This is a genomic window from Enterococcus sp. CWB-B31, assembly GCF_020567645.1.
Lineage (GTDB): Bacteria > Bacillota > Bacilli > Lactobacillales > Enterococcaceae > Enterococcus_L.
In genome coordinates, this window is record NZ_JAJDJW010000001.1 from 106,775 (window position 1) to 129,470 (window position 22,696).

19 protein-coding genes and 1 pseudogene are annotated in these 22,696 nt (G+C 37.6%); 19 read left to right on the forward strand and 1 reads right to left on the reverse strand.

Annotated elements, in window-relative coordinates; genetic code table 11:
- Nucleotides 1-440: 440 nt before the first annotated feature.
- The 15 genes from LI954_RS00440 (at nucleotide 441) to rhaD (ending at nucleotide 17,126) form a co-directional block, all read left to right on the forward strand.
- On the forward strand, nucleotides 441-2,309 hold the full coding sequence (locus tag LI954_RS00440; RefSeq protein ID WP_229443191.1) for a DUF6077 domain-containing protein: 1,869 nt from the start codon (nucleotides 441-443) through the stop codon (nucleotides 2,307-2,309).
- Nucleotides 2,310-2,386: 77 nt separating this feature from the next.
- The gene (locus LI954_RS00445; RefSeq protein ID WP_229443193.1) at nucleotides 2,387-3,448 is read left to right on the forward strand and encodes a bifunctional glycosyltransferase family 2/GtrA family protein; all 1,062 of its coding nucleotides are present in this window, start codon (nucleotides 2,387-2,389) and stop codon (nucleotides 3,446-3,448) included.
- 235 nt (nucleotides 3,449-3,683) lie between these two features.
- Nucleotides 3,684-4,823 carry a DUF3114 domain-containing protein gene (locus LI954_RS00450; protein WP_229443194.1) on the forward strand — a complete coding sequence of 380 codons (1,140 nt, stop codon included), beginning with the start codon at nucleotides 3,684-3,686 and terminating at the stop codon, nucleotides 4,821-4,823.
- 62 nt (nucleotides 4,824-4,885) lie between these two features.
- Nucleotides 4,886-5,191 carry a hypothetical protein gene (locus LI954_RS00455; protein ID WP_229443195.1) on the forward strand — a complete coding sequence of 102 codons (306 nt, stop codon included), beginning with the start codon at nucleotides 4,886-4,888 and terminating at the stop codon, nucleotides 5,189-5,191.
- Nucleotides 5,192-5,616: 425 nt separating this feature from the next.
- The gene (locus LI954_RS00460) at nucleotides 5,617-6,066 is read left to right on the forward strand and encodes a DUF2975 domain-containing protein (protein ID WP_202067022.1); all 450 of its coding nucleotides are present in this window, start codon (nucleotides 5,617-5,619) and stop codon (nucleotides 6,064-6,066) included.
- Nucleotides 6,066-6,275 (forward strand): helix-turn-helix domain-containing protein, encoded by a 210-nt coding sequence (locus LI954_RS00465; RefSeq protein WP_202067021.1) that lies wholly within the window; start codon nucleotides 6,066-6,068, stop codon nucleotides 6,273-6,275. Before LI954_RS00460 ends, LI954_RS00465 begins: the two co-directional genes overlap by 1 nt.
- A 2-nt stretch (nucleotides 6,276-6,277) precedes the next feature.
- A complete protein-coding gene (locus tag LI954_RS00470) occupies nucleotides 6,278-7,741 on the forward strand; it encodes a DUF4153 domain-containing protein (RefSeq protein ID WP_229443196.1) in 1,464 nt (487 codons plus the stop codon).
- 719 nt (nucleotides 7,742-8,460) lie between these two features.
- Nucleotides 8,461-9,312 (forward strand): DUF4357 domain-containing protein, encoded by an 852-nt coding sequence (locus LI954_RS00475; RefSeq protein ID WP_229442086.1) that lies wholly within the window; start codon nucleotides 8,461-8,463, stop codon nucleotides 9,310-9,312.
- Nucleotides 9,313-10,558: 1,246 nt separating this feature from the next.
- Entirely contained in the window at nucleotides 10,559-12,619 is a 2,061-nt protein-coding gene (locus LI954_RS00480) for a BglG family transcription antiterminator (RefSeq protein ID WP_202067019.1), read from the forward strand.
- A gap of 7 nt (nucleotides 12,620-12,626) precedes the next feature.
- Nucleotides 12,627-13,094, forward strand: coding sequence for a PTS sugar transporter subunit IIA (locus tag LI954_RS00485; protein ID WP_202067018.1), 468 nt, complete (start codon nucleotides 12,627-12,629; stop codon nucleotides 13,092-13,094).
- Nucleotides 13,095-13,107: 13 nt separating this feature from the next.
- Nucleotides 13,108-13,524, forward strand: coding sequence for a hypothetical protein (locus LI954_RS00490; RefSeq protein ID WP_202067017.1), 417 nt, complete (start codon nucleotides 13,108-13,110; stop codon nucleotides 13,522-13,524).
- 51 nt (nucleotides 13,525-13,575) lie between these two features.
- The gene (locus tag LI954_RS00495) at nucleotides 13,576-13,869 is read left to right on the forward strand and encodes a PTS sugar transporter subunit IIB (protein WP_202067016.1); all 294 of its coding nucleotides are present in this window, start codon (nucleotides 13,576-13,578) and stop codon (nucleotides 13,867-13,869) included.
- 26 nt (nucleotides 13,870-13,895) lie between these two features.
- On the forward strand, nucleotides 13,896-15,167 hold the full coding sequence (locus LI954_RS00500) for a PTS galactitol transporter subunit IIC (RefSeq protein WP_202067015.1): 1,272 nt from the start codon (nucleotides 13,896-13,898) through the stop codon (nucleotides 15,165-15,167).
- A 27-nt stretch (nucleotides 15,168-15,194) separates the two neighbouring features.
- A complete protein-coding gene (locus LI954_RS00505; RefSeq protein ID WP_202067014.1) occupies nucleotides 15,195-16,241 on the forward strand; it encodes a zinc-binding dehydrogenase in 1,047 nt (348 codons plus the stop codon).
- Nucleotides 16,242-16,313: 72 nt separating this feature from the next.
- Nucleotides 16,314-17,126, forward strand: a complete 813-nt coding sequence (gene rhaD / locus LI954_RS00510; RefSeq protein ID WP_229443197.1) for a rhamnulose-1-phosphate aldolase — start codon at nucleotides 16,314-16,316, stop codon at nucleotides 17,124-17,126.
- 109 nt (nucleotides 17,127-17,235) lie between these two features.
- On the opposite strand, the pseudogene LI954_RS00515 reads toward rhaD, so the two are convergent.
- Nucleotides 17,236-18,420, reverse strand: a pseudogene (locus LI954_RS00515) (IS110 family transposase).
- A 306-nt stretch (nucleotides 18,421-18,726) separates the two neighbouring features.
- Between LI954_RS00515 and fucO the strand changes: the two are divergent.
- The 4 genes from fucO to LI954_RS00535 all read left to right on the forward strand — a co-directional run bounded on the left by fucO (nucleotide 18,727) and on the right by LI954_RS00535 (nucleotide 22,059).
- On the forward strand, nucleotides 18,727-19,878 hold the full coding sequence (gene fucO, locus LI954_RS00520; protein WP_229443198.1) for a lactaldehyde reductase: 1,152 nt from the start codon (nucleotides 18,727-18,729) through the stop codon (nucleotides 19,876-19,878).
- A gap of 134 nt (nucleotides 19,879-20,012) precedes the next feature.
- Nucleotides 20,013-20,843: a class II fructose-bisphosphate aldolase gene (locus LI954_RS00525; protein WP_202067011.1), complete on the forward strand. Its 831-nt coding sequence runs from the start codon at nucleotides 20,013-20,015 to the stop codon at nucleotides 20,841-20,843.
- Between the two features lie 11 nt (nucleotides 20,844-20,854).
- Nucleotides 20,855-21,547, forward strand: a complete 693-nt coding sequence (locus LI954_RS00530) for a triose-phosphate isomerase (RefSeq protein ID WP_202067010.1) — start codon at nucleotides 20,855-20,857, stop codon at nucleotides 21,545-21,547.
- Nucleotides 21,544-22,059, forward strand: a complete 516-nt coding sequence (locus LI954_RS00535; protein WP_229443199.1) for a YjbQ family protein — start codon at nucleotides 21,544-21,546, stop codon at nucleotides 22,057-22,059. The genes LI954_RS00530 and LI954_RS00535 overlap by 4 nt, the downstream gene beginning before the upstream one ends.
- The last annotated feature ends 637 nt before the right edge of the window (nucleotides 22,060-22,696 follow it).

The following is a 22,696-nucleotide window of genomic DNA, read 5'->3' on the forward strand; positions in this document are numbered from 1 at the left end:
ATAAGTTTGCTTCAATAATTGACGAGGAACATTAATTTTTTCGTATATTATAGTATATAGAGTATTTGTTAAGTGAATTAGAATTTTTAATTTTGTGCAGTAGCTCTTTGTCTATTTTTTTCAGTTATATTAGGGTGTGTCTGAAAACTCAAGCGGCGAATATTTTGATGATTTTTATCAAACTCCTCGTCATAAATACTCGCTTATAACCCACATAAGCTGTGTTTTCTTCCTTGATTTCCACAAAAATCACTGAAAAATTTGAATTCCACTAACGTTTCAGACACGCCCTAGATTTATTTAATGATTATTTTACTATCTAGTCGAATTGACCTGTATGTACATCTTGATGTAAAATAAACAGAGTTATCGTTGAAAATACAGGAACTTGTTTTAGATATTTTTATTGTTCTTGATCAGGTATTAATGGGGGTATCAGCTTGTCAGGATTAAATGTTTTGCTTATTGGAAAGATGATTTTATTTTATCTAATGATGACAGTGATTATGTATATGACAGGTTCGGGAGTATGCAGACGATTTGGGATTAATGCGGTGAGAATAGAACGCTTAAGTATAGGGTTTGTTTTTCATATGGCACTTATTCAATTGTTCGGCTGGTTTTTTGTGGCATTTAGATGGCCGATGTCAGCTTTTATTTTACAGGTTATTTTTATTTCATTTTTTGGTATTATTTTGGGAATATCCAGGGAAGCATATAAAGCTGAAAAGAGAAAAATTGAATGGTCTGGTTTGATTGTTTTAGGAATTCTGCTTTTTCAAATTACCCTGTTGTTTATTATGTATCGCTCAGATGCAGATGATTCATTTTATGTAAGCAATGTGACTCTTTTTCAAAACAGTCAAAATCTTAATCTCTATGATGGGAGCTTCGGAAATCCACTTTTGGGGACTGTTCCAATGTACGACTTTGAAATATGGGAAGCATACATGGCATTTTTTTGTAAGCTGTTGCAGATTGACGGGGCAACGATGCTGCATTTTGTGTTGGTTCCCTGGCTGCTTGTTGTCTCCGCATCTGCCTATCTTTTTTTAGGCAGAATTCTATTTGATGGTGATGAAAGAAAAGGTAATTATTTTTATATTCTACTTTCTGTATTTCACTTAATGGGAGGGTATGAAGTTTTTTCACAGGGGAGTTTTTTACTGTCCAGAATTTGGCAAGGTAAAGCAGTTTATCTGCATATTGTACTTCCTGTTATGATGGGGTTATTGTTGAGCTGTGTTTCTCACAAAAAAGAGTTGGACCAAACTGTTGAAAAGACGGAGAATAAATTATTTGTTTTACTTTTTGCTTGTATATTGGCAGGTGCAGGATTAAATCCTACAAGCTTATATGTTTTAGGTTTTCAGCTTGCAGCAATGCTTTTGGCACTGGCTATCTACAAACGAAAAGCTAAGTTGCTGCTCCATGCATTCCCGGCAGTTATTACAGTGCTGTTTTTTACTTTGCTGGTTTATTTAAGAGCTAGACAATTCAGTGGACAGTTGGAGGCGGCTTCAGAAGCAGCTGATAATTTTGTTTTTGCAACGTTTAAGAGTTTTTTTGGAAGTGGTATGTTGTACTTTTATATATATATTTTAGCTGTCTTCATCATTCTTGCAATTGGGAATACTAGAGCTAAAATTAGTTTCGTACTTACACCAATTATTTTGTTTATTGGCGTATGGAATCCGCTAACCGGGAAATTGGTTGCTGAAACACTAACGAAGGTTCCTTCTTTCTGGCGTGTTTTCTGGTTGATTCCTGTAGGACTTGCTGTCAGTTATACGTTAGTTCTGATAGCCGGTTATTTCAAATCCGGTTTTATAGGGCTCCTTGTCAGCTGTGTTATCATAGCACTACCTGGGCAATGGATGTTCTTAAAGGAAAATAATTTTGTACGTGCAAATAATGTAGAACGACTTCCGACAGAAGTAATGCAATTTGGCAATCGGGCTATTGAAGAAAAAGATAATCCGGTTATTCTTGGAACAGATGAATTTGCAACTACTTTCAGACAAAAATATGATCAAATTGAGCTTATTTACTCCAGACATCAGTATATTTTAGATTTATTTGTATATAGGGACAAAGAAGAGGAAGGAACAGAACGGATTGCACTTATGGATTTTTCACGTGGACTTTCGAGTGAAGAAGAAAAAACTTTAGCACTATTAAAAAAATATTCCGTTGATTATGTCGTTCTGGAAAATAATCATACTGAAAGCCGTTATATATTAGAAAATAATAATTGGCATATTGTTGACAAGAGTGAAGAGTATCTTATGTACAGCAGAAGAGATTAATCATTACTTGTTGGATAAAATCTATCTAGTTTTCTTATAACGTCAGCTTTTATCGAGCAACAGGAAAGGTGTACAAAATGAATTCAAAAGATTGTGTTGGAATAATTATCCCTTCATTGGAACCTGATAATAAATTTCTTTGTCTACTTAAAGATCTGAAAGAATCAGGTTTTAATAACATATTTGTTATCAATGATGGCAGTAATGAAAGCTACCTAAGCTATTATCAAAAGGCAGTAACAGAATATGAGAGCAGCCTTTTGACACACTATGTAAATTTGGGGAAAGGTCGGGCTCTAAAAACAGCATTTAACCATATATTAAATGAATATCCGAAAATAAAAAGTGTGGTGGCTGTTGATTCTGATGGGCAGCACCGAATTGAGGATATTGAAAAATGTTATCAGGCTTCTATTAAAAATGAACATGCCTTGATTATGGGGTGCAGGAATTTTTCAAAAGAAACAAGTGAAATCCCTTTTAGGAGCAGGTTTGGCAATATTATGACGTGCAAAGTACTTAAAATGTTTTGCGGTATTCAGCTTACAGATACACAGACGGGATTGCGCGGAATTTCCAGAGAGCTGATGAAAATTTTTTTAACAGTGGATGGTGAGCGGTTTGAATATGAGATGAATATGATTCTTGAAACAAGAGAGAGGAATATCTCCATTGTCGAGATTCCCATTCAAACGATCTATATTGAAGAAAATGCGACTTCTCATTTCAATCCGTTGAAGGATTCGTTGAGAATATACTCCTTATTTGTCAAGTTTATCTTTTCATCTGTTTCTTCATTTTTTATAGATATCATTTTATTTACTCTTTTTACAGGATTGTTATCAGGAGCCAGCGAACATTATATTTTGTATTCAGCTTATTTGGCTCGGGCAATTTCTTCTTTATTTAATTATCAAATCAATAAGACCAAAGTTTTTAAAGCTGGAGATGAAAATCATTCTGCTTTGGTTAAGTACATTATTTTATGTATAGTACAAATACTTATATCCTCTTTCGCCACTGAGTTTTTGTTCAATCAGTTGAACATTAATGTAACAGGTATAAAGATTGTTGTAGATGCAATACTGTTCTTAATCAGCTTTCAAATACAGCGTAATTGGGTTTTTAAGAAAAAGTAAAACGTGACAACAATTAGGAATTATTTTTTATGGAACTCTATTTTCAGCGGAAGTTATTAGTGTTGAAAATAGAGTTATTTGTGGTTCTAAGAGAAAATAAGGTGCTCCTATTTTATTGGCAAGATTTGAAGTGAAAAACATAATTTTTAGAAGCAGATTCATTTGGATGGTATAATTTTAAAGAAAGAACACTATTGAGAAAGCAATCTGATAATAAGGAAAATCAATAAGGCAGGTGAGGAAAATCAGTTTATTTGAACAAGATATTTCGTCTGCAAACAGTCAATTAAATAGAACGCTATCTGAAAAAGAGGCACTGATAGTATCAAAGCAGCAGGAGTACTGTCGACATTTAGGCTGGGATGCCGCTGCCTGTGAAGCTTACGCAGCTTATGTGGAAGAACAGCTGGAATACCGTGAGAAGTCCGCAGAAGAAATACTGGTGACAAGTGAAGAAGAGATTCATTTGGCAGGTTCCTCTGTTTATTTTCATTTGTTTAAGCATTCCCAACTTGCTCCTCGTGAAAAGGTTCGGCTGGTACTGGACCAGCTGGGAAGAAGTCTTGATGAGCATGGCATGCTTCAGCTTAGCGGTCTCTGCAGGATTGATCCGGATATGTCTCCGCACAGTGAATTTTTAGAACAGTTCGCAGCTTGTGTAAAAATTGGTTATCCGGGAGGCTTGATTGCAGCCTCTCATCCAACAATTAGTTGGGAGGAATTAAAATGTGTCCATCAACTCAGATATTATTTTGACCGACAAAATTTATTTTATATCCGCTCAAATTTTAAAGGGAAAACAGATTATGAAAAACTGCTGGCTTATTCAAAGCAAACGGGACAAAAACTAAATTATCGAGATTCTTCCCGTTTTCACAATCGTGTTCGGCAGAGTGGGAAAACAATGAACTCTAAATATCGATCAAGAGAAGGACGCCATGAGCAAACCAATGACAAAATAAAAACGGAGAACGGCTTGTCTGAGTTTATTCTAAATGTTGAAACTGGCTGTTTTGTTTCTCAGTGGAATCGGTTGAAAACAGTAGGCGGAAAGCTGGTTTTTGATGAGACAAAGGAGAGTACTGTTGCTCGAATGAAAGAGCTGATTGACAGTAATCCGGAAAATTATGATCTGACAGGGCATGTCGGGAAAGAAATCGCAGATACTGAATCGTTTAATTATGATCGTGGCTTTTTTGATTGGCTTCCATGGAGAAGAGTTCATGATTATTACGATATGAAGCCAAGCGGGCAAGAAAAGTTTGACAGCGATCTCCGCAAGCTGGCCAAAAGAAAGTGGCCGTTTCCTCAAAAATACAAGGAATGTTATCGAACAGCCCGTAGTATTCAGAAAGTACTGAAAAAAGAAGAATGAAGAACTGATGATCGTTTTATCGATTGGATAGGGTAATTTTAGATAGAAAAAAGCTCTTTATCATGCTAATAATAGTCAGCTGTATTGGTATTCTTGCCATGAATTATTTTGGTTATCAGTTTATTATTTTTACTTTGCAGAAAAACTATTTTGATTCAAAGGTTAGTTTAACTATTTTTTTTGATTATAGCTTGAAAAAGCTGATCTATTTCGTTCTATACAGTTTATTTACAGGTATTTTGATTTATAAGTGTGTGCACGCACTCTGCTTTATACTTAAAAGGGGATTCAGCTTGGAAAATGAAAGTCTTTACTTAGAAAAGGAATTTGAGCTGAATCGGGAAGAGCTTTCAATTAAGGATGAATAGTCTGAAACCTACCATTCTTGGAAAAGTTTTAGCTCTATTATTGAGTTGAAAGACTTTATTTGACGTATTCCTGATCCCCAAAAAATAATTTTTTTTGTATAAAAAGAGCAGCTTTATGAAACTCAGTTGTAGGATTTAAAGAAATGTTTACAGTTGAAAGAAAAGATAGACAACTAAAACTTAATGAAGAACACTGCTGATATTCCTTTTAAATGAATATCAGTTTTTTTATTTGGCCGCCAGCTAAAAGATCTTTAAACATTTTTAAGATTCATTTTTTTAAGGGTGAAACGCCGGTAAGTCAACAGATTGTTTCTATAGATGATTGAAAAACAATATAAATTTATCGTTTATCGATAAATTTATATTGACGTTCAAAAAATCATTTCGTATCATAAAGTTACTTTAAGCGGGGAGTGAAAAAGATGCAATGGACGGATAAACAGTCAATCAAGCTGTCAACCTGGTGTATTTATGTTTTAGCAATGCTAATTTTTATGGTAATGATTTTTATCTCATCATTTATTGATGCCATCGTTCCGTCTCAGATGGTGTCATCAGCAAATCGCTTTTTCTTTATTCTGACATTGGAGCTTTGTCTGGGAATCGGGCTGGTTATTCTGTATTTTCTATATCAGTTAATACGAAATATTGAGAAGGAAAAGATATTTACTGAGCAGAATATTAAGCTGCTGCGTATCACCAGCTGGCTTTGTTTTTTGGAGGCAATAATCCTGCTGATTTCTTCCAGCTATTATTTCCCCTGGTTTTTTGTTGCCGGAGTGGCTGCTTTTGTCGGTGTTATTGTTAGAATAATCAAAAATGTGTTCTGTCAGGCACGTTTGATTAAAGAAGAAAATGACTTTACGATCTAATGGCAATCATAGTAAATATTGATGTCATGATGGCAAAACGAAAGATGAGTGCAGGCGAACTGGCAGAGAAAATTAATATTACGCCGGCAAATCTTTCAATTTTGAAAAATAATAAAGCAAAAGCAATACGTTTCAGTACGTTGGAGGCATTATGTAAAGCCTTGGATTGCCAGCCGGCAGACCTATTGGAGTATCAGGAGGAGGAATAATTATGGAAATACATGAAGAAGACAGACAGCAGAAAAACTGGATTGAACAACAGCCAAAATTCGAAAGCAAAGATATTCTGCTCAGTATAGCAAGTATTGTTATTGCTTATTTTTCATTACAATTGCTTAAGGGATATGGTGGATTGTGGATTACATTATTTACTGTATTATTCTGCGGAACCTTGCTCGCATATATCAGAGCCAAGGACATGGAGATATCTCGTCGGTGTTTCGGCTATATGGGTTACACGTTAGCTTTTGGGGTATCTTTTTCATTATTTGAAAATACTGTTCTGATGGGAGTAAATTTCATTTTTTTAGTTTTAAATTTAGCCTATTTGATTTTAGTTTTTTCAGGAACCAGAAAGAATGGAAAGTTGGATGGCTACATTGTATTTGATTTTATCGATGGACTTATTGTACGGTCTTTTAAAAATTTTACAGCTGATATTACAGCTTATCTATCATTAGGAAAAAAACACAAAAATCTAAAATATGTGTTGATTGGCATAGCTATGTCAATCCCTTTAGCTGTCATAGTCTTGACACTCTTAACCGGAGCTGACAGCATGTTTGCTCGTTTTTTTAATTCATTTGTCAATCGCATATCCATGAATGTCATTGAACATCTGATTACATTTATCATCGCGGTTCCTGTAGGCATTTATCTTTTCTTATGCATTTACCGAAATATAGAAAAAAGTCCGGTTAAGCCTCACACTCTTTCGTTTCTAAAAGGACCGGATGTGCTGTTTTTAACGATTCTGTTTATTTTTACAGCTATCTATCTGTTGTTCTTTGGTGTAGCTGCAATGGGCTATTTTCAGTTTACTCAATCTGCATCCACAACGTTATCTGCATATGCCAGAGAAGGGTTTTTCCAGCTGTTGCTGGTTTCGGTGATTAATGTTTTCATTTTTTGGGCAATCAATGCCTTTAGCGGGAACTCCAAGATGATTAAAAGTGGTTTAAGTCTGATTGGCGTAGAAACCTTGGGATTGATTGTCCTGGCATTTGCTAAAATGCAGCTTTATATTGCTTCCTTTGGTCTGACCGTTTTACGCTTTAACACTTCTTTGTTTATGATTGCACTGTTTGTTTGTGTCAGTATTTTCATTGCGGCGTTATGGAAAGAGTTTAACTACATGCGGATCATTCTTGTCTTTATGAGTATTTGTCTTTTGATAATCAGCTGTAGGAATACAGGAAATGATATTGTTTCGTATAATTATGAAAAATATCAACAGGGGAAGCTTTCAGAAATGGATATTAGCGTTTTCTACGTGTTGGGTGCAGAGGCAGTTCCAAAGGCAGTCAAAATTTATAATGAAACAATTGATCCGGAGCTGAAAGAAGAGCTGTCAGGGTATCTGGCTTGGGTGAAAAAAAATATTGAAGAAGATTCAATGGTGCGTAACTTACAACGAAGCAGAAGTTTGGCGCTAATTAAGCAAACTAATAAATAAACAGAAGGAAGCGAGGAAATCTCAGGCTTAGGTGTCTGCTTTTTCGGCTCGAAGTCAAATAGTGTTGTTTGAGAAAAATCATTTAAGGAAATGTTTCGGCATTTCCTTTTTTAAAAGTGGACATAGTTTTGAGCTAATCTGATTTCCATTTCTGCTAAAATAATAGATAGGAGAAATAAAATTATGTCACAGATAGATATTACAGAAGCAAGCGTATTTTCAAAGAATATGAGCCTAAATATCAAAAATCATTATAATAAATACGTGACCTGTTCTTTCAAGCAGTCGAACAGATTGCTTCCGAAGAAGTAGTTGTAGAGAACCTAAAATGGAATTAGCCAGGCTTTGTTGTTAGAAATATTTTTCTAATCAGAGTTGACTATTTCAGTGAAGCCAAAATAGCTGTCTTTTTCAACTGTCAGGCGCCATTGGTGGAAAACTTCAGAGAACAGTATTCTGATGTTTTGCAGGTTTCAAAAAATCGGGCGAGTACCCTTGATCCGGAAGAAAAATTACGAATAGATAAGTTAGTTGCTGCATTCAAAAGATGTGGCCATGTCATAAAAAATGAGCTTCTTTAGTGTTGTTGATTTTTCGATAATCTCAAAAATCGACAGAATCTTTTGACAGAGAATATTCTCTTTTTTACTGTCAAAAGCTTTTGCCTTGTACTTCCAGCTGTGTTACTATATACTTTTTAAAGACAAAGAGTTTAGGATATGACTGAAAAGTTTGGCAGATTTGTTGTCTTTAGACTGATGAAAAAAGGGGAGTTGGCTATGGAAGTTAATTTGAAGGTAAAGATTAATGAGAAGAAAATAAATATTCAATTTGAGGATCGCGAAGGAGAAATCAACATCATAGATGCTGAAGATAAGTCAATTAATTTGGCACATCCAGCGGTCTATTTTCTTTTAAAGGATAATAAAGTAAACTACATTGGCAAAGTAAGTGAATCATATACATTGGATAGTTCTAATTTTAATAAAATAATTGTCATTACACCGCCATGGGAAATTGAGCCGCTATACCTGGAACAGCTGTTTCTTACGGAAGCAAAAGAAAATAAGCTGAAGCTGGTTGATCCGGTGACTGAAGAAGTAAAGGTGCCTGCTAATCAGAAAAAGGCAGTGACGGAATATAAAAATGAAGTATTGCTGATACTTGAAAAATTTGGTTATAGTTTGCAGGTTAAAAAGGCGAAGCCTGCAAAAGCCAGTCACCGTTGGACCAAAGCAGTCAGCCAAATCGAATTTTATGTCGATTCACGAGAAAGCAAAGCAACTGTTCTCTGGCAAAAAAGAAATGAAATGGTGATTAAGGCCGGAGCCATTTTAAAGCCTGAAGGCAGACTGAATAAAGACGGATCTATTGGGATGGATATGAAATTTGGCGATAAATTGCGGGATGATCACAAGGAAGCCATCAAGGATTTTAAAACGACGGAGGATGTTGTCTTAAAGAGTGTGAATGAAGCTGGTCTGTTTTTATATTATGGCGGAACGAATGGCTGGCTTGAAATGAAGGACAGCTCGGGTAAAACTATAGATGAATGGACAAAAGTTGACTGATAAAAGCAAGCGGTGACTGACCATTCTCATAGTGAAGAAACAAAAGAAAGAGAGGGATGATTGAGCCGCAATCACACCTCTCTTTTTTTGTTTAGATGACAGCAGTTAATGCACGGAAACGTATGATAGGAGCGGATTCTAGTCATTAGATAATCGAATAGCATAGTTTATATTTTAACTATAATAATTCAAAAGGAAAAGTTGAAGCTATGAGTGATCTATCATATGGTTATACAGCTCAGAAGCCAGTCTGATACGTTGATTTGAGTCTATAAAAAAGGATCTGCTAAAGTTGAACGAATCATTTATCTGAAACTTGGAATATACTGAATGACTGTACCACATTTGAATTTCAGCGGATGCTGTTGAATGCTTTGAATCGAAAGAAACAATTAATTGGAGAAAATCAAGGTGACATATGAAGCTTTAACGAAACAAACGTGGATTTCCAGTATAGGAGTATTTTTGAATGAAGGCAATTCAACTATTATCATTGAGGTCAAAGAAATAAAGCTGACTGAAAAAGAGTAGGGGATAAATTTGAGAAACCGTCTGTGGATTCAACTCTCTTAAACAGGATCAGCTTGGTGGGCTGCAAATTAAAGCTCTGATAGAATATCTGTAAAAAAGCAGATTGATCTGAATTAAGTCATCAAATAAAGAGCCGAATTGTAAAATTACTCGCTGCGATATACTTTAGACTGGGAAACTGTTCCCAGTCTATTTTCTATTCTGCAAAACAATTATAAGGAAGAGTAACAGCATCACAGTCTGGAGAAATATTGAGTTGAAAATGCAGGATGAATCTAGTGAAATGGGATATTAAAATGAATAATCATCATTTCATTTATTAGCTTGCTGACTTTTGGTTATGAAAGCGCGTTCTTTTTTTTGATACGTTCCTTTATACTGGAATTAAGTTCAAGAAATCCTCTGGATGATACTATGAGATAAGACTGAAGGGTAACTCAAAAGAATCCATGAAAAAATGACCGATTGAATAACCGATGCACTTAACAAAGAACCTCTGTCCATCAATAAAAGGCGCAGTAAAGAATCGCTTTGGGGCTATTATTACAGCTCCATGCTGTTCATTGTAAAATGCTCACGTCGCCACCTAAGATAATATAATTGAATCGTTGCAAGGGAGAAAATGAGAACAGGTTGTAAATCCGTGTATCAAAAGGATTTGAGGGGGTTAGGGTAATCTATGGGGAGTTACCTACTAAAGAAAGGCGGGGGAAATATGTATTTAGATAAACGCAGTAAAAATATTGTTCAATACCTTGTTTATCATTCTAACACGGACAATCGCGAACTCATGACAAGCTTTTCATTAAGCAGAAATCAGCTGACCTATACAATTAATAAAATTAACGATTGGTGTAAAGAAAATCGTTATCCTGAAATTAAACGGCTTCGTACTGGGCATTTCCAAGTACCGAAAAATCTGCTGAACTTAATGGATAAAGACGAAACAGCTAAAAATGAAACAGTAATCGAGGATTACGTATTGTCAGAGGATGAGCGGTCAAATCTGATTCTGCTGATGATTTTTTCCAAGCAGGGGTATCTTTCGCTAGACCATTTTATGATTGATCTGAATATCAGTAAAAATACAGTAATGCGGACAATCAATTATTTGAGGGAGCTGCTGCCTGAAAATATTCAAATTTCCTATAACAGAAATGAAGGGTATGTGCTGATTGGAACAGAGTGGGATATTAGAAAGCAGATTATTCGAACAGTAATGACTGTCAAACGGATGTATAATGGAGAACATTTTTTGAAGAAGTATATTGATATTTCTGAATCGACGTTTTTAAAATATCATGACATTTTGGAAAATGCGGAACAGCTGCTGAATGTAAAATTTACGGATGATCGAATCGAACATCTTCCTTATGTACTCGCACTGATGGCTAAAAGAATTGAACTGGGACATATTATTCAGGAATCATTTCATATTCGTAACAATATGCTTTCAGATACAAAGGAGTTTATGGCAGCCAGTAAAATTTTTGATAACTGGACCGGGATTCCTGATCAGGAAAAGTTATTTATTACCCTTCAATTATTGACTACAAATGTATTTTCTGGGGATCTGCTGACAGAAAAGCTCTCAAAAGAACTATTTGATGTTGTTGAAAACTGTTTGTATCAATTTGAGCGCAGAGCCTGTGTGACTTTAAATAACAAAAGAGAATTGAAACAGCGTCTGGTACTGCATTTGAAGCCGGCATATTATCGAATCAAATATCATTTGAATCTAAAAATGAGTGTGGAAAATTTTCATTTTAATGAATACCAGACGGCATTAAAAGGGATTGTCTATGAAACGTTTCAGCCTCTGCAGCAGTTTATTGGAGAGGTAATTCCGGATGAAGAATTCGAATTCATTTCTATTTTTGTTTTGAGTGGCTTGTCGGAAAAAAGTGATGCTACACCTAAAAAAAAGGCAGTTGTTATTTGCAAGAGCGGTATTCTGATTTCTCAAACATTACACACTTTTTTGCAAAAAATATTTCCCGAGTTCCAATTTGTTCCGCCACAATCGCTAAGGGACTTTAATAAACTTCCAGATGATGTTGAGATTATTTTTTCAACTGTTCCTATTGACGGCAAGCTTCCAGTATATTTAGTCAAACCAATGATGACACAGCGTGAGCTGGAAATTTTGAGAGTGGAAGTTTTAAATGATTTGTCAGTAATCTCGACAAAACCAACAAAGGCTGTCTCAGTAAATAACATACTGTCAATTATAAAAAAATATTCAACGATTGAGCAGTTGGAGCAGTTGGAGGAAGAATTGACACAGCTCCTTTATGAAGTGAACTATGAAGAACACGCTGCTTCGGGGAAAAGCTTAAGGGACCTTCTTCAGGCGAATCAGGTTCAGATTGTCAATAAGGTATTGAATTATCAGGAAGCAATTAATCTAGCTAGTCACCCTCTGATTGGCGAAGATTATATCAACGAAAATTATGTATATCAAATGATTCACAATCATGATTTTAATGCTCCATATATTGTATTAGGTGAAGAAATTGCGATTCCCCATGCGTTGCCGGAATACGGTGTACAGATGCTGGGAGTATCTGTTCTTTTTGTTCGTGAAGGAGTCTCCTTTTCTGAGGAAGATACGATTCATTTCCTATTTGTCATTGCCCCAGTAGATAAAGAGCAGCATATAGAAATGCTTTATGAAATTATGAATTTGGCTGAAAATCAACAGCGGCTTGAAAAAATGAAACAGGCGGCAAATGAAAAAGAGTTATATCAATTAGTTATTCAGGAAGCGGAGTGAAAGATGGATGGATGTCGAAAACCTAGTAGAAGAGGAACTGGTTCTGTTCACAACTCAGAAGGATCAGTTGCTTTTATTGGAAGAAACGGCTGATTTACTTGAGCAGCAGGGGAAAACAAAATCAACTTATAAGCAGGCAGTGATTGAACGAGAAAAAATATTCCCGACAGGACTGGAGACAGAACATATCGGTGTTGCGATTCCGCATGCAGACAGCATACATGTTAATGAATCGGCTATCGCAATTGTTGTGCTGAAGCATCAGGTTCCGTTTATCCAAATGGGCAGTGAGGATGAGCAGGTTCAGGTTGAAGTGCTTTTTATGCTCGCATTAAAGAAAGCAGAAGACCAGTTAGAGATGCTTCAAGTGCTGGTTGAACTGATTCAAGATGAAAGAAATATGGATAAGCTGAGACATGCAAAAGATGCCGCCGGAATTATTCAGTGTATTCGGCAGTTTTCAGCAAATCAATAGAGGAGGGAACACGATGTTGGCACCAATTATTGATCGAATGCTGAGCTTTAATTTAGGCGAACCGGGTCGCTTTTTTGTTGAACTGATTCAAAATAATCTGCTGCTTTTTTTGATAATCTTCGCTGTCTATGGAGGAATTGTTTTATATGCCAAATATATTTGGGTAGAATATCTTCCTGGAAAAATGAAAGCCTTTTTAGAAAAAAGTGCGTACGAAAAGATGACAGCAGATCAGTATTTTGAAAATTGGCTTGTGCAGCGACAGCAGCTGCCAAAGTATATCCTTGTCCCGACACAAAATGAGTGGTGGGTGAAACCGGCAGCTAAAATGTCAGGACAGGAAAAAATGCTCTTTTACAATTCAAAAAAGAAGAAACTGTCTGAGCGGGAACGTTTTTCTTTATTGGTAGAAGAAATGGGCATGGTCTAAGGCATCAATCCTGTTTATAGGAAAATAAAATAGAATCGGAGGAATAATAAGATGCAGAAAAAAAGAATTTATGTATGTTGTGGGTCGGGAATTGCCACTTCAACTGTGATTGCGAAAAAAGTCAAAGAAGCACTGGACAATAATGGCATTCCCTACACTTTGGATCAATGTACAGTACAGCAAATCAGTTCAAAAGTAGCAACATTGAAACCGGATTTGATTGTTAGTTCGGCGCAGATTACTACAGATGTGAAAGATGTTCCGATTGTTATGGGACGTTCGTTTTTGACGGGGATCAAAAAACAGGAAACGATTGACGAAATTATTTCAATTTTGAAAAGTTGATTTTTAAGAAGTAAGGAGGAGAAAAAATGACAGTAATTTTTGATTTTTTTCAGTACATCATCAACTTAGGTGTCAGTGTAATGATGCCGCTGATTATTACAATACTGGGACTGATTTTTGGTAATAAGTTTTCGGCTTCATTTAAATCAGGACTGACAGTTGGAATTGGTTTTGTAGGCTTGAATGTGATTGCCACACTGATGATGAATGCTATCAGTCCGGTGACACAGGCTCTTGTTGAGCAGTACAATTTCAAACTCACGGCGACTGACATCGGCTGGGGTGTGGGTTCATCTCTGGCATGGGGAACAGAGGTTGTTCCTTTTGTATTCATTACAATTATTGCCACGAATGCTGTTATGATTGCGCTAAAATGGACAAAGACCATGGATGTGGATATTTGGAATTTCTGGCATCCTATGGTTATTGCCAGTGCGCTGTACTTGGCAACAGGAAATATGGTGATTGCTCTGCTAAGTGCCGTTGTTAATATGGCCATTATTTTCAAAGTTGCAGATTGGACACAAAAAGATTTGGATGAAGTTCTTGGATTGGAAGGAATCTCATTTCCACAGATTCAATCAAGCGGTTGGGCATTTATCGGATATCCGCTGAATTGGCTGTTGGACAGAATTCCGGGAATCAAAAATATTTCATGGACACCTGAAAAAGTGCAGAATCGTCTGGGGATTTTTGGAGAGCCGATGCTGATGGGCTTGTTCGTTGGAGGGCTGTTGGCTGCGGTTGCCCGCATGCCATTGGATATCATTTTTCAAACAGCTGTAACCATTGCAGCAAGCCTGGTGTTGATGCCGAAAATGGTGGCACTGCTGATGGACGGACTGACACTGATTTCTGAATCAGCACAGGAGTGGATGCAAAAACGTTTCCCAGGACGAGAGCTTTATATTGGATTGGACTCTGCCCTGGGAATAGGTCACCCTTACGTTTTAACAACAGGATTATTAATGATCCCGTTTGCACTGGTGTTAGCATTCATTCTGCCAGGAAATAAAGTATTGCCTCTTGCAGATTTAACTGCTTTACCATACTTTATGATATTCGCTATCCTTCCGTCAAAAGGAAACCTGTTCAGAGGTCTGATATCAGGTGTAGTTTTCACCACGATCATTCTTTATTGCTCCAGCTATGCCGCTCCTATTATAACACAATTAGCGGTTCAGGTGGGATACCAGTTGCCAGAAGGTACTAAAGAAGTTACGTCTTTGGCAGTTGGTTCCCAATGGTACACATGGATTATTTATTGGGTGTTTGAAAAAATCGGTATGATGTTCTAATAAAAAATAGTAGGAGTGAACGAGCAAATGAAAGCAGCATTAATGTATGGAGCGAATGATATTCGTATTGAAGAGATAAAGAAGCCTGAGTATGATGCACAGGGATTATTACTGAAAGTTGAAGTCATCGGGTTATGTGGATCAGATATTCGAAACCTGACCACAGATTCAAGAAAAGGGGACTATCCACATATCTATGGACATGAAGTGGTTGGGACAGTTGCAGAAGTTGGTGCAGAATGTACAAAGTTTGAAGTCGGTGACCGATTGTATGTTTATCCGGCAGTTCCCTGTCTGAAATGTGAATATTGCCGGGCAGGAAACAGTCACAGCTGTAAGAATTTGAAAGCTTACGATCGTATTCAAGGGGGATTTGCACAATACATGGCAGTCCCATCATGGGGTGTTAACGGACCAAATATATATAAAATTCCTGCAAATGCTGCATTTGAAACGGCAGTGATGGCAGAACCGTTGTCTTCTGTTTATGCCTGTCTGGATAATGTCAATGTTCGTATTGGTCAGACAGTGGTTATTGTCGGTGCAGGACCAATTGGTTGTCTGCAGGCAGAACTGGCAAAAATACGTGGTGCCAATCAGGTGATTATGGTTGAGATTAATGATCAGCGGCTGGAAGAATCAAAAGAATTTGGAGTAGATCATGCAATAAACAGTTTGAAAGTTAACGCACTTGAAGAAGTAAAGCGATTGACAAACGGTGAAGGAGCAGATGTGGTTATTTCAGCTAATCCATCTACGAAAGCACAGACAGATGCAGTTTATATGGTGAGAGCAAATGGAACTCTGGTCTTCTTTGGCGGTGTTCCCAAGGGACAACTGACAGATATTGACACCAACTACCTGCACTATAACAGTATTTGGGTATATGGGCATTATGGATCGAATACAATACAAGTCAAAGAATCATTCGATATGATTATTTCTGGACGGATTGATGCATCGAAGTATATTTCTAAGATCATGATGCTGGAAGAATTGTTTGATGCCATTCAGTTAATGAAGAGCGGTCAGGCAAATAAAGTATTGATCAAGCCATGGATGAACGAAAAATAAAGAGTAAAGTAATCAAAAATTAACGATAACGAGCAGCATCAAATCAAAAGAAATAATTCAGGAGGAATTCGGATGAAGGATGTATTGAATTATCAGGCAGTTAAGGAAATGATAGATATTACCAGCAATTTGTATAGGCTGGGCTGGGATGAACGAAATGGTGGGAATATTAGTTATCTTCTTGAGGAAAATGAAGTGCTGCAATATGTGGATGCAGCGAAGGTATTACGGAATATTCCGATGATCTTTAATGGAGAAGAGTTGATTGGCAAGTATTTTCTTGTCACAGGTTCAGGAAAATTTTTCAAGAATGTTGCTGCTGATCCTGAGACAAACTTGGGAATTATCCGTGTTGCAGGGGACGGTGAAAGTGTGGACCTCCTTTGGGGATATAAAGGCGGCGGCGTTCCAACCAGTGAACTGCCAGCCCATTTTATGAGTCATATTGCGCGACTTGAAGTTGATTCAGAAAACAGGGTTGTGATGCATTGTCATGCGACACATTTATTGGCAATGAGCTTTACGCATGACTTAACTCCTAAAGTATTTACAAGAACTTTGTGGGAAATGTGTACAGAGTGTCTGGTTGTATTCCCCGAAGGAGTGGGGATACTGCCTTGGCTGACTCCGGGAACAAATGAGATTGGGGAGGCAACTGCTGAAATGATGAAGGTGTTTCGAATTGTTTTGTGGCCGTTCCATGGTATATATGGCGCAGGAAAAACAATGGATGAAACATTTGGGTTGATTGAAACTGCAGAGAAAGCGGCAGAAGTGTATACGTATGTTTGTGCACAGGGGGGTGTCAAACAAAGGATTACAGATGAAAATTTCCAGGCTCTTGCCAAACAGTTTGGTGTGGTTCCAAACAAGGATTTTTTTTAATGTAGAAAGACTAACTATATAAAGTCAAGTACAAATAAATAAAATCCATCTGGAATCAAATAACAATTTTTATGCATACCAAATAAATATTAGAAGGATCAAATTTTCATTACTGACGGATTTTGTAAGGTTCGTTTTTCGTTAATATCGCATGGGGGATGTAACACAGTTTTCTAGAGACTGAACCAATCGCAGTCAGATGGTGTCTCCCCTCTGCTCACTTCTTATCATAAAAGGCTTTAAGCGTGGGATCATGTTGTGAAGCAATCAAAGCAGCCTGAAACAACGCCTTTCACAGGTAAGGAGAACCATGTTTGCTCATCACAGTGTGGGTAGCTTCGTACTGTCCAGATTGAGTAACGGAGGCATCGATACCAGCGTAGGCAACCAATTTTTGGGGATTGGAAAATTTATGGATACCCCCAATCTTACTTAGTATCGTCGCCCCAGTGATCCGTCCAATACTAGGAATCGTTTCAACGACAGAATGTAAAGACATCATCAATTGTTTGATCTCATTTTCTGTTTGGTTGATCTGTTCTTCTAAAAAATTTAGTTAATCAATCATTGAGCGCAGCTGAAACGAAAAAGCGTTTTGTGCAAAACGAATACCAAAAGAATGAGAAGCTGCATCTCTTAGTGCTTCTGTTTTGATTATCCCAACGCGATTGCGACTAGCCTACCTCAAGGTTTCAGCTAGTGTTTCGACTGAAACTTGATTGAATTCATCAGGAGAAGAAAATTTAGAAAGCACGGTTTTAGACGCTTTTCTAAAAATGCCAACTTTTGAAAAGGTAGTCTCGTATTCAGGTAACACTTGATTCAAGACAGCGATAATTTTTCGTTTGAAATAACCCGCTGTTCTAATCAGATAGGAGCGATAGTGAGTAAGCTGACGTAAAGAAAACATCGTTTCATCTGCTAGAGAAGTGTTGTTAAACGAACCGTAGTGAATCAAATCAGCGATCAAGACCGAATCAATAATGTCATTTTTACGTTTGCGGATTTCAGTACCTTTTTGCCAGCCATCTGTTTGGATTGGATTAATGACGTGAACAAAATAGTCTTGTTCGTTGAGAAAGGAAAAGAGTGCCAACCAGTAATGTCTGGTAGCTTCCATTCCAACGAGAAAATCATTAGGTGAAGAAAAGAAAGCTTCTAATTGTTTCGTTAAGCTACAAGCGCCCTCCATCGAGTTTGGAAAAGAGAACCCTTTAAGGAGAATTTTTCCCTCTGCATTCATTACTGATACGGCATGGGTATGTTTACCAATATCAATACCAAGATAAAACATAAGAACCACCCTTTTCCAAGAATTTGGATTGATTGCCACTCAACTGAAAAGTGTCACTACCTTGTTCTAGATATAGAGTCAGGCAGAACACCTGCAACATCTAACTCATTCGTAATCAGAGGGATCAGTCTTTCAAGTACGAGTTTTAAGGATTCAAGGAGGGGACGATCCAACCTCTCAATCCATTAAGTATATTTTCTCAAATGAATGAGGAAATACCAATAGAAAGATAACAAAGGTTCAGAGGGTTCTTCTTCAACAATTGGAAGATTAAAACCCTAAATATAGTATACAAGGAGTGTAAACATGGTTAATCGAATGATTTTAAACGAAACATCCTATTTTGGTAAAGGAGCAATTGAGGAAGTTCCGGCAGAATTTAAAAAACGGAATTTTAAGAAAGCAATCGTGATTACCGACAAGGAGCTGATTCAATTTGGTGTAGCGACAAAAGTTACAGATTTACTGGACAAGGCGGGAATAAACTATACCGTTCATGATGGCATCGTTCCGAATCCGACGATCCAGAATGTGAAGGACGGGGTGGTGGCTGTTAAAGAAGCGGGAGCTGACTGTATTATCGCTATCGGCGGCGGGTCGCCGATTGATACAGCCAAAGCCATTGGAATTATCGTGACAAATCCTGAGTTTGCAGATGTCCGAAGTCTGGAAGGTGTTGCAGATACGAAGCAGCCCTGTCTGCCGATTCTGGCGGTGCCGACCACTTCAGGCACTGCAGCAGAGGTAACGATCAACTATGTTATTACTGATGAAGAAAATCAGCGCAAGTTTGTCTGCGTAGATCCGCACGACATTCCTATTGCGGCATTTGTGGACAGTGATATGATGATGGGGATGCCGAAGAGTCTGGCTGCGGCAACCGGCATGGATGCCATGACCCATGCAATTGAAGGCTTTATTACCAAGGGCGCATGGGAAATGACGGATATGCTGCACCTGAAAGCAATTGAGATTATTGGTCGATCATTGAGAGCTTCCGTAAATGGTGATGAAACCGGAAGAGAAGCATTGGCACTGGGGCAATATATTGCGGGAATGGGTTTTTCCAATGTCGGATTGGGACTGGTTCATGGAATGGCGCATCCGTTGAGCGCTTGGTATAATATTCCGCACGGCGTTGCCTGTGCTTCATTACTGCCGACGGTCATGAAGTACAACAAAGCATTTACCGGCGAAAAATACCGTGAAATCGCTGAGGCTTTAAAAATTGAGGGCGCAGAAACGATGATGATTGAAGAGGCAAGGGATGCCGCCTGTGAAGCAATTGATCGTTTAAGCCGGGATGTAGGCATTCCGGCGACTATCTCAGAGCTGGGTGTGAAGGCCGAAGACCTGCAGAAGATTGCCGAGGATGCATTTAAGGATGTCTGCACACCAGGCAATCCAAGAGATACCTCAGTAGAAGAAATCATTGGACTGTATCAGAGTCTGATGTAGGGGGTCTCAGTTTTAAATAAAAGAAGATATACAGAAGAGAATGTGCTGAAGAGTCATTGCATCCTCTTAAACTGAATAAATGATGTAATACAGACAGCTTTTGGTACAACTTTTACAGAAAGGATGGAAGATAAATGTTAGTTACTTCAAGAGAAATATTTGCTGATGCAAAAGCAAAATACTATGCAGTTCCTGCGCCAAACTTCTTTGATTTTTCTTCAGCCAAAACATTTATTTCAGTTGCTGAATTAATGAATCGACCATTGATACTGGCATTTGCTCAGGCACACATGGACTTGTTGTCGTTGGAAGAAGCAGCTTTAATAGGTAAGTATCTGGCTGCTGAATCTTTTGTTCCCATAGTTCTTCATCTGGATCATGGCACAGATGAGGCGATTATCAAAAAAGCGATTGATTTAGGTTTTACTTCCGTAATGATAGATGCTTCACAAGAGGCTTTTGAAGAAAATATTCGAAGAACGAAGAGAGTTATCGAGTATGCACAACCAAGAGGCGTAGTGGTTGAAGCCGAATTAGGACATGTTGGTTCTGGTGAAAATTATGAAAATCATTCCCAGAGTGATTCAATCTATACAGACCCCAAAAAGGTTGCGGTCTTTGCTGCTGAAACTAATGTGGATTCACTAGCGGTATCTATTGGAACAGCTCACGGCTTTTACAAAGGAGTTCCTCAAATTAACTTTGATTGTCTTCATGAAATCAAGAATAGAACAAATATCCCTTTGGTTCTTCATGGCGGCTCTTCTTCAGGAGATGAAAATTTGCATCGGTGTGCGATAGAAGGAATAGTAAAAATTAATATTTTTACAGACCTTGTAACTGGAGCAATGGAAAAAATTCAAACAGAAAATCCAAATGATTATTTTGAATTAAAACGTTCTGCTGAGAATGGTATGGCCGAGGTGTTGAGACATTGTTACCAAATTTTTGCAGCTAAGGAATAGGAGGAACAGAAATGAGTCGGTTAAGGACACCATTTTTTTGTGTGAATCCCAAAGCTTATCTTTATGGAGATTCTTCTTTGAAATTAGCGATTACAGCAGATTGTTTAGCTGAAAAGTATGATGTGGATATTTTTTTCACAGTTCAACATGCAGATGCTTATCGAATTGCTTTGCAGACGAAGAATCTTATCATTACTGTTCAACACATGGATTATTTGGAGCAGGGGCCGGGGATGGGATACATTTTACCGGAAGCACTTGCAAAAATAGGAGTTCAGGCAACGTTTCTAAATCATGCGGAGTACCCAATTACTTATAATGAATTGAAAAAGACAATTGAACGAGCAAAACAGGTAGGGATAAAGACAATTGTCTGTGCAGATTCTCTGGAAGAGGGAAAAGCTGCTGCTTTACTGGAACCGACAGTCATAGTCTGTGAGCCGACAGAATTAATTGGAACGGGACAGACTAGTGATCGGACATATATGGAGCAGACAAAGCAGGCGATAAAAGAGATTTCGAAAGAAGTATATGTACTGCAGGCAGCTGGAATCAGTACAGTTGAAGATGTTAGACAGGCACTTCTTTCAGGAGCAGATGGAACTGGAGGAACCAGCGGGATTGTCTGCGCGGATAATCCTGAAGCGGTTTTGAGTCAGATGATTCGGGAAGTCGGAGAATACAAGAGAGGAACATCCACATGAAAATAGCAGAGAAAGAGTTGATTTTGCGGTCAAACGGACGCCGAGTAACCTATCACAATATTACTGAAGAGATCAAAAAATTTTTGGATGAAAATGGAGTGAAAAATGGGATTTGTACCGTACAGTCACAGCATACAACCTGTTCTGTGATTTTTGAAGAATTCGTCCATGATTTGGATTATAATGGAGATGAATTTTTGCAGGCGGACTTAAATCATGTCCTAGACCGAATTGTACCAAGAGAGCTGTCAGAAAATATGAATTATCGGTATCCGGGGCAAAAGCATTTAGATTTTCTGCTTAGCTTGAATCATAAGGATCATCCGTCTGATTCGGCCGTTTTATTGAATGGAGATGCCCATATTCGTGCTTCTATTTTTGGCGCAAGTGAAACTCTTGTTGTGAAAGAAGAAAAATTAATGACTGGTGTTGTTGGTTCTGTCTATTTTATCGATTTTGATCAAAATCGGGTAAGAGACAGAATCTGTTATCTCCATTTTATCGGAGAGTAAAAGACATAAAGAGAAGGCAGCTGAACAGGTTGGAAAATTGACTTAATTTCCACTGTTTAGCTGTTTTGAGTTTAACTATTTTGTAAATTAATTAACAATAGAACATTTAAAAATGCCAGAACAGTTGAACTGCCTTGTTTTAGAATAATAGAGGGGGAGCTGGTAATTCCGCTATAGATAGTCACGCTAATAATTATAATTAAGAAAGTTATTGATATGTTCACCGGATTGATCGCAAAAAAGCAGACTGTAAAGCCGAGACCATTATAAATTCTCTGATTTTGATAAGAATGTTCACGGCAAGATAGTTTAATTTTTCGATAGATTGCCCCAATGCAGCAGCCAATGCTTTTCAAAGTAGATACAAGGCTCTTCTACTGATGTAGGAACATCTAGTAGGCTGGTATGTGAACCGACAATCTGATGAATGTGAAATATTCAGCCTTCAATCTTTATCACATACGTGAGAAGTACCACTATCGAGGTGAGTAAAACTTGATTGAGTGCTCTTTCTTAACTTCACGCGGATAGTTTTTTGATGGTTAGATCCTGTTTCAAGTACTTGAAAAACCACTCAATTTACCAACAGGCTTGATACATATCTGGAAGTTCATAGGTAGGCACATCGAAGTAGTTT

Coding starts and splice junctions, on each gene's coding strand:
- LI954_RS00445 (WP_229443193.1), top strand. CDS start 2,387: ATGAATTCAAAAGATTGTGTTGGAATAATTATCCCTTCATTGGAACCT.
- LI954_RS00455 (WP_229443195.1), top strand. CDS start 4,886: ATGCTAATAATAGTCAGCTGTATTGGTATTCTTGCCATGAATTATTTT.
- LI954_RS00460 (WP_202067022.1), top strand. CDS start 5,617: ATGCAATGGACGGATAAACAGTCAATCAAGCTGTCAACCTGGTGTATT.
- LI954_RS00465 (WP_202067021.1), top strand. CDS start 6,066: ATGGCAATCATAGTAAATATTGATGTCATGATGGCAAAACGAAAGATG.
- LI954_RS00470 (WP_229443196.1), top strand. CDS start 6,278: ATGGAAATACATGAAGAAGACAGACAGCAGAAAAACTGGATTGAACAA.
- LI954_RS00475 (WP_229442086.1), top strand. CDS start 8,461: ATGACTGAAAAGTTTGGCAGATTTGTTGTCTTTAGACTGATGAAAAAA.
- LI954_RS00480 (WP_202067019.1), top strand. CDS start 10,559: ATGTATTTAGATAAACGCAGTAAAAATATTGTTCAATACCTTGTTTAT.
- LI954_RS00485 (WP_202067018.1), top strand. CDS start 12,627: ATGGATGTCGAAAACCTAGTAGAAGAGGAACTGGTTCTGTTCACAACT.
- LI954_RS00490 (WP_202067017.1), top strand. CDS start 13,108: ATGTTGGCACCAATTATTGATCGAATGCTGAGCTTTAATTTAGGCGAA.
- LI954_RS00495 (WP_202067016.1), top strand. CDS start 13,576: ATGCAGAAAAAAAGAATTTATGTATGTTGTGGGTCGGGAATTGCCACT.
- LI954_RS00500 (WP_202067015.1), top strand. CDS start 13,896: ATGACAGTAATTTTTGATTTTTTTCAGTACATCATCAACTTAGGTGTC.
- LI954_RS00505 (WP_202067014.1), top strand. CDS start 15,195: ATGAAAGCAGCATTAATGTATGGAGCGAATGATATTCGTATTGAAGAG.
- rhaD (WP_229443197.1), top strand. CDS start 16,314: ATGAAGGATGTATTGAATTATCAGGCAGTTAAGGAAATGATAGATATT.
- fucO (WP_229443198.1), top strand. CDS start 18,727: ATGGTTAATCGAATGATTTTAAACGAAACATCCTATTTTGGTAAAGGA.
- LI954_RS00525 (WP_202067011.1), top strand. CDS start 20,013: ATGTTAGTTACTTCAAGAGAAATATTTGCTGATGCAAAAGCAAAATAC.
- LI954_RS00530 (WP_202067010.1), top strand. CDS start 20,855: ATGAGTCGGTTAAGGACACCATTTTTTTGTGTGAATCCCAAAGCTTAT.
- LI954_RS00535 (WP_229443199.1), top strand. CDS start 21,544: ATGAAAATAGCAGAGAAAGAGTTGATTTTGCGGTCAAACGGACGCCGA.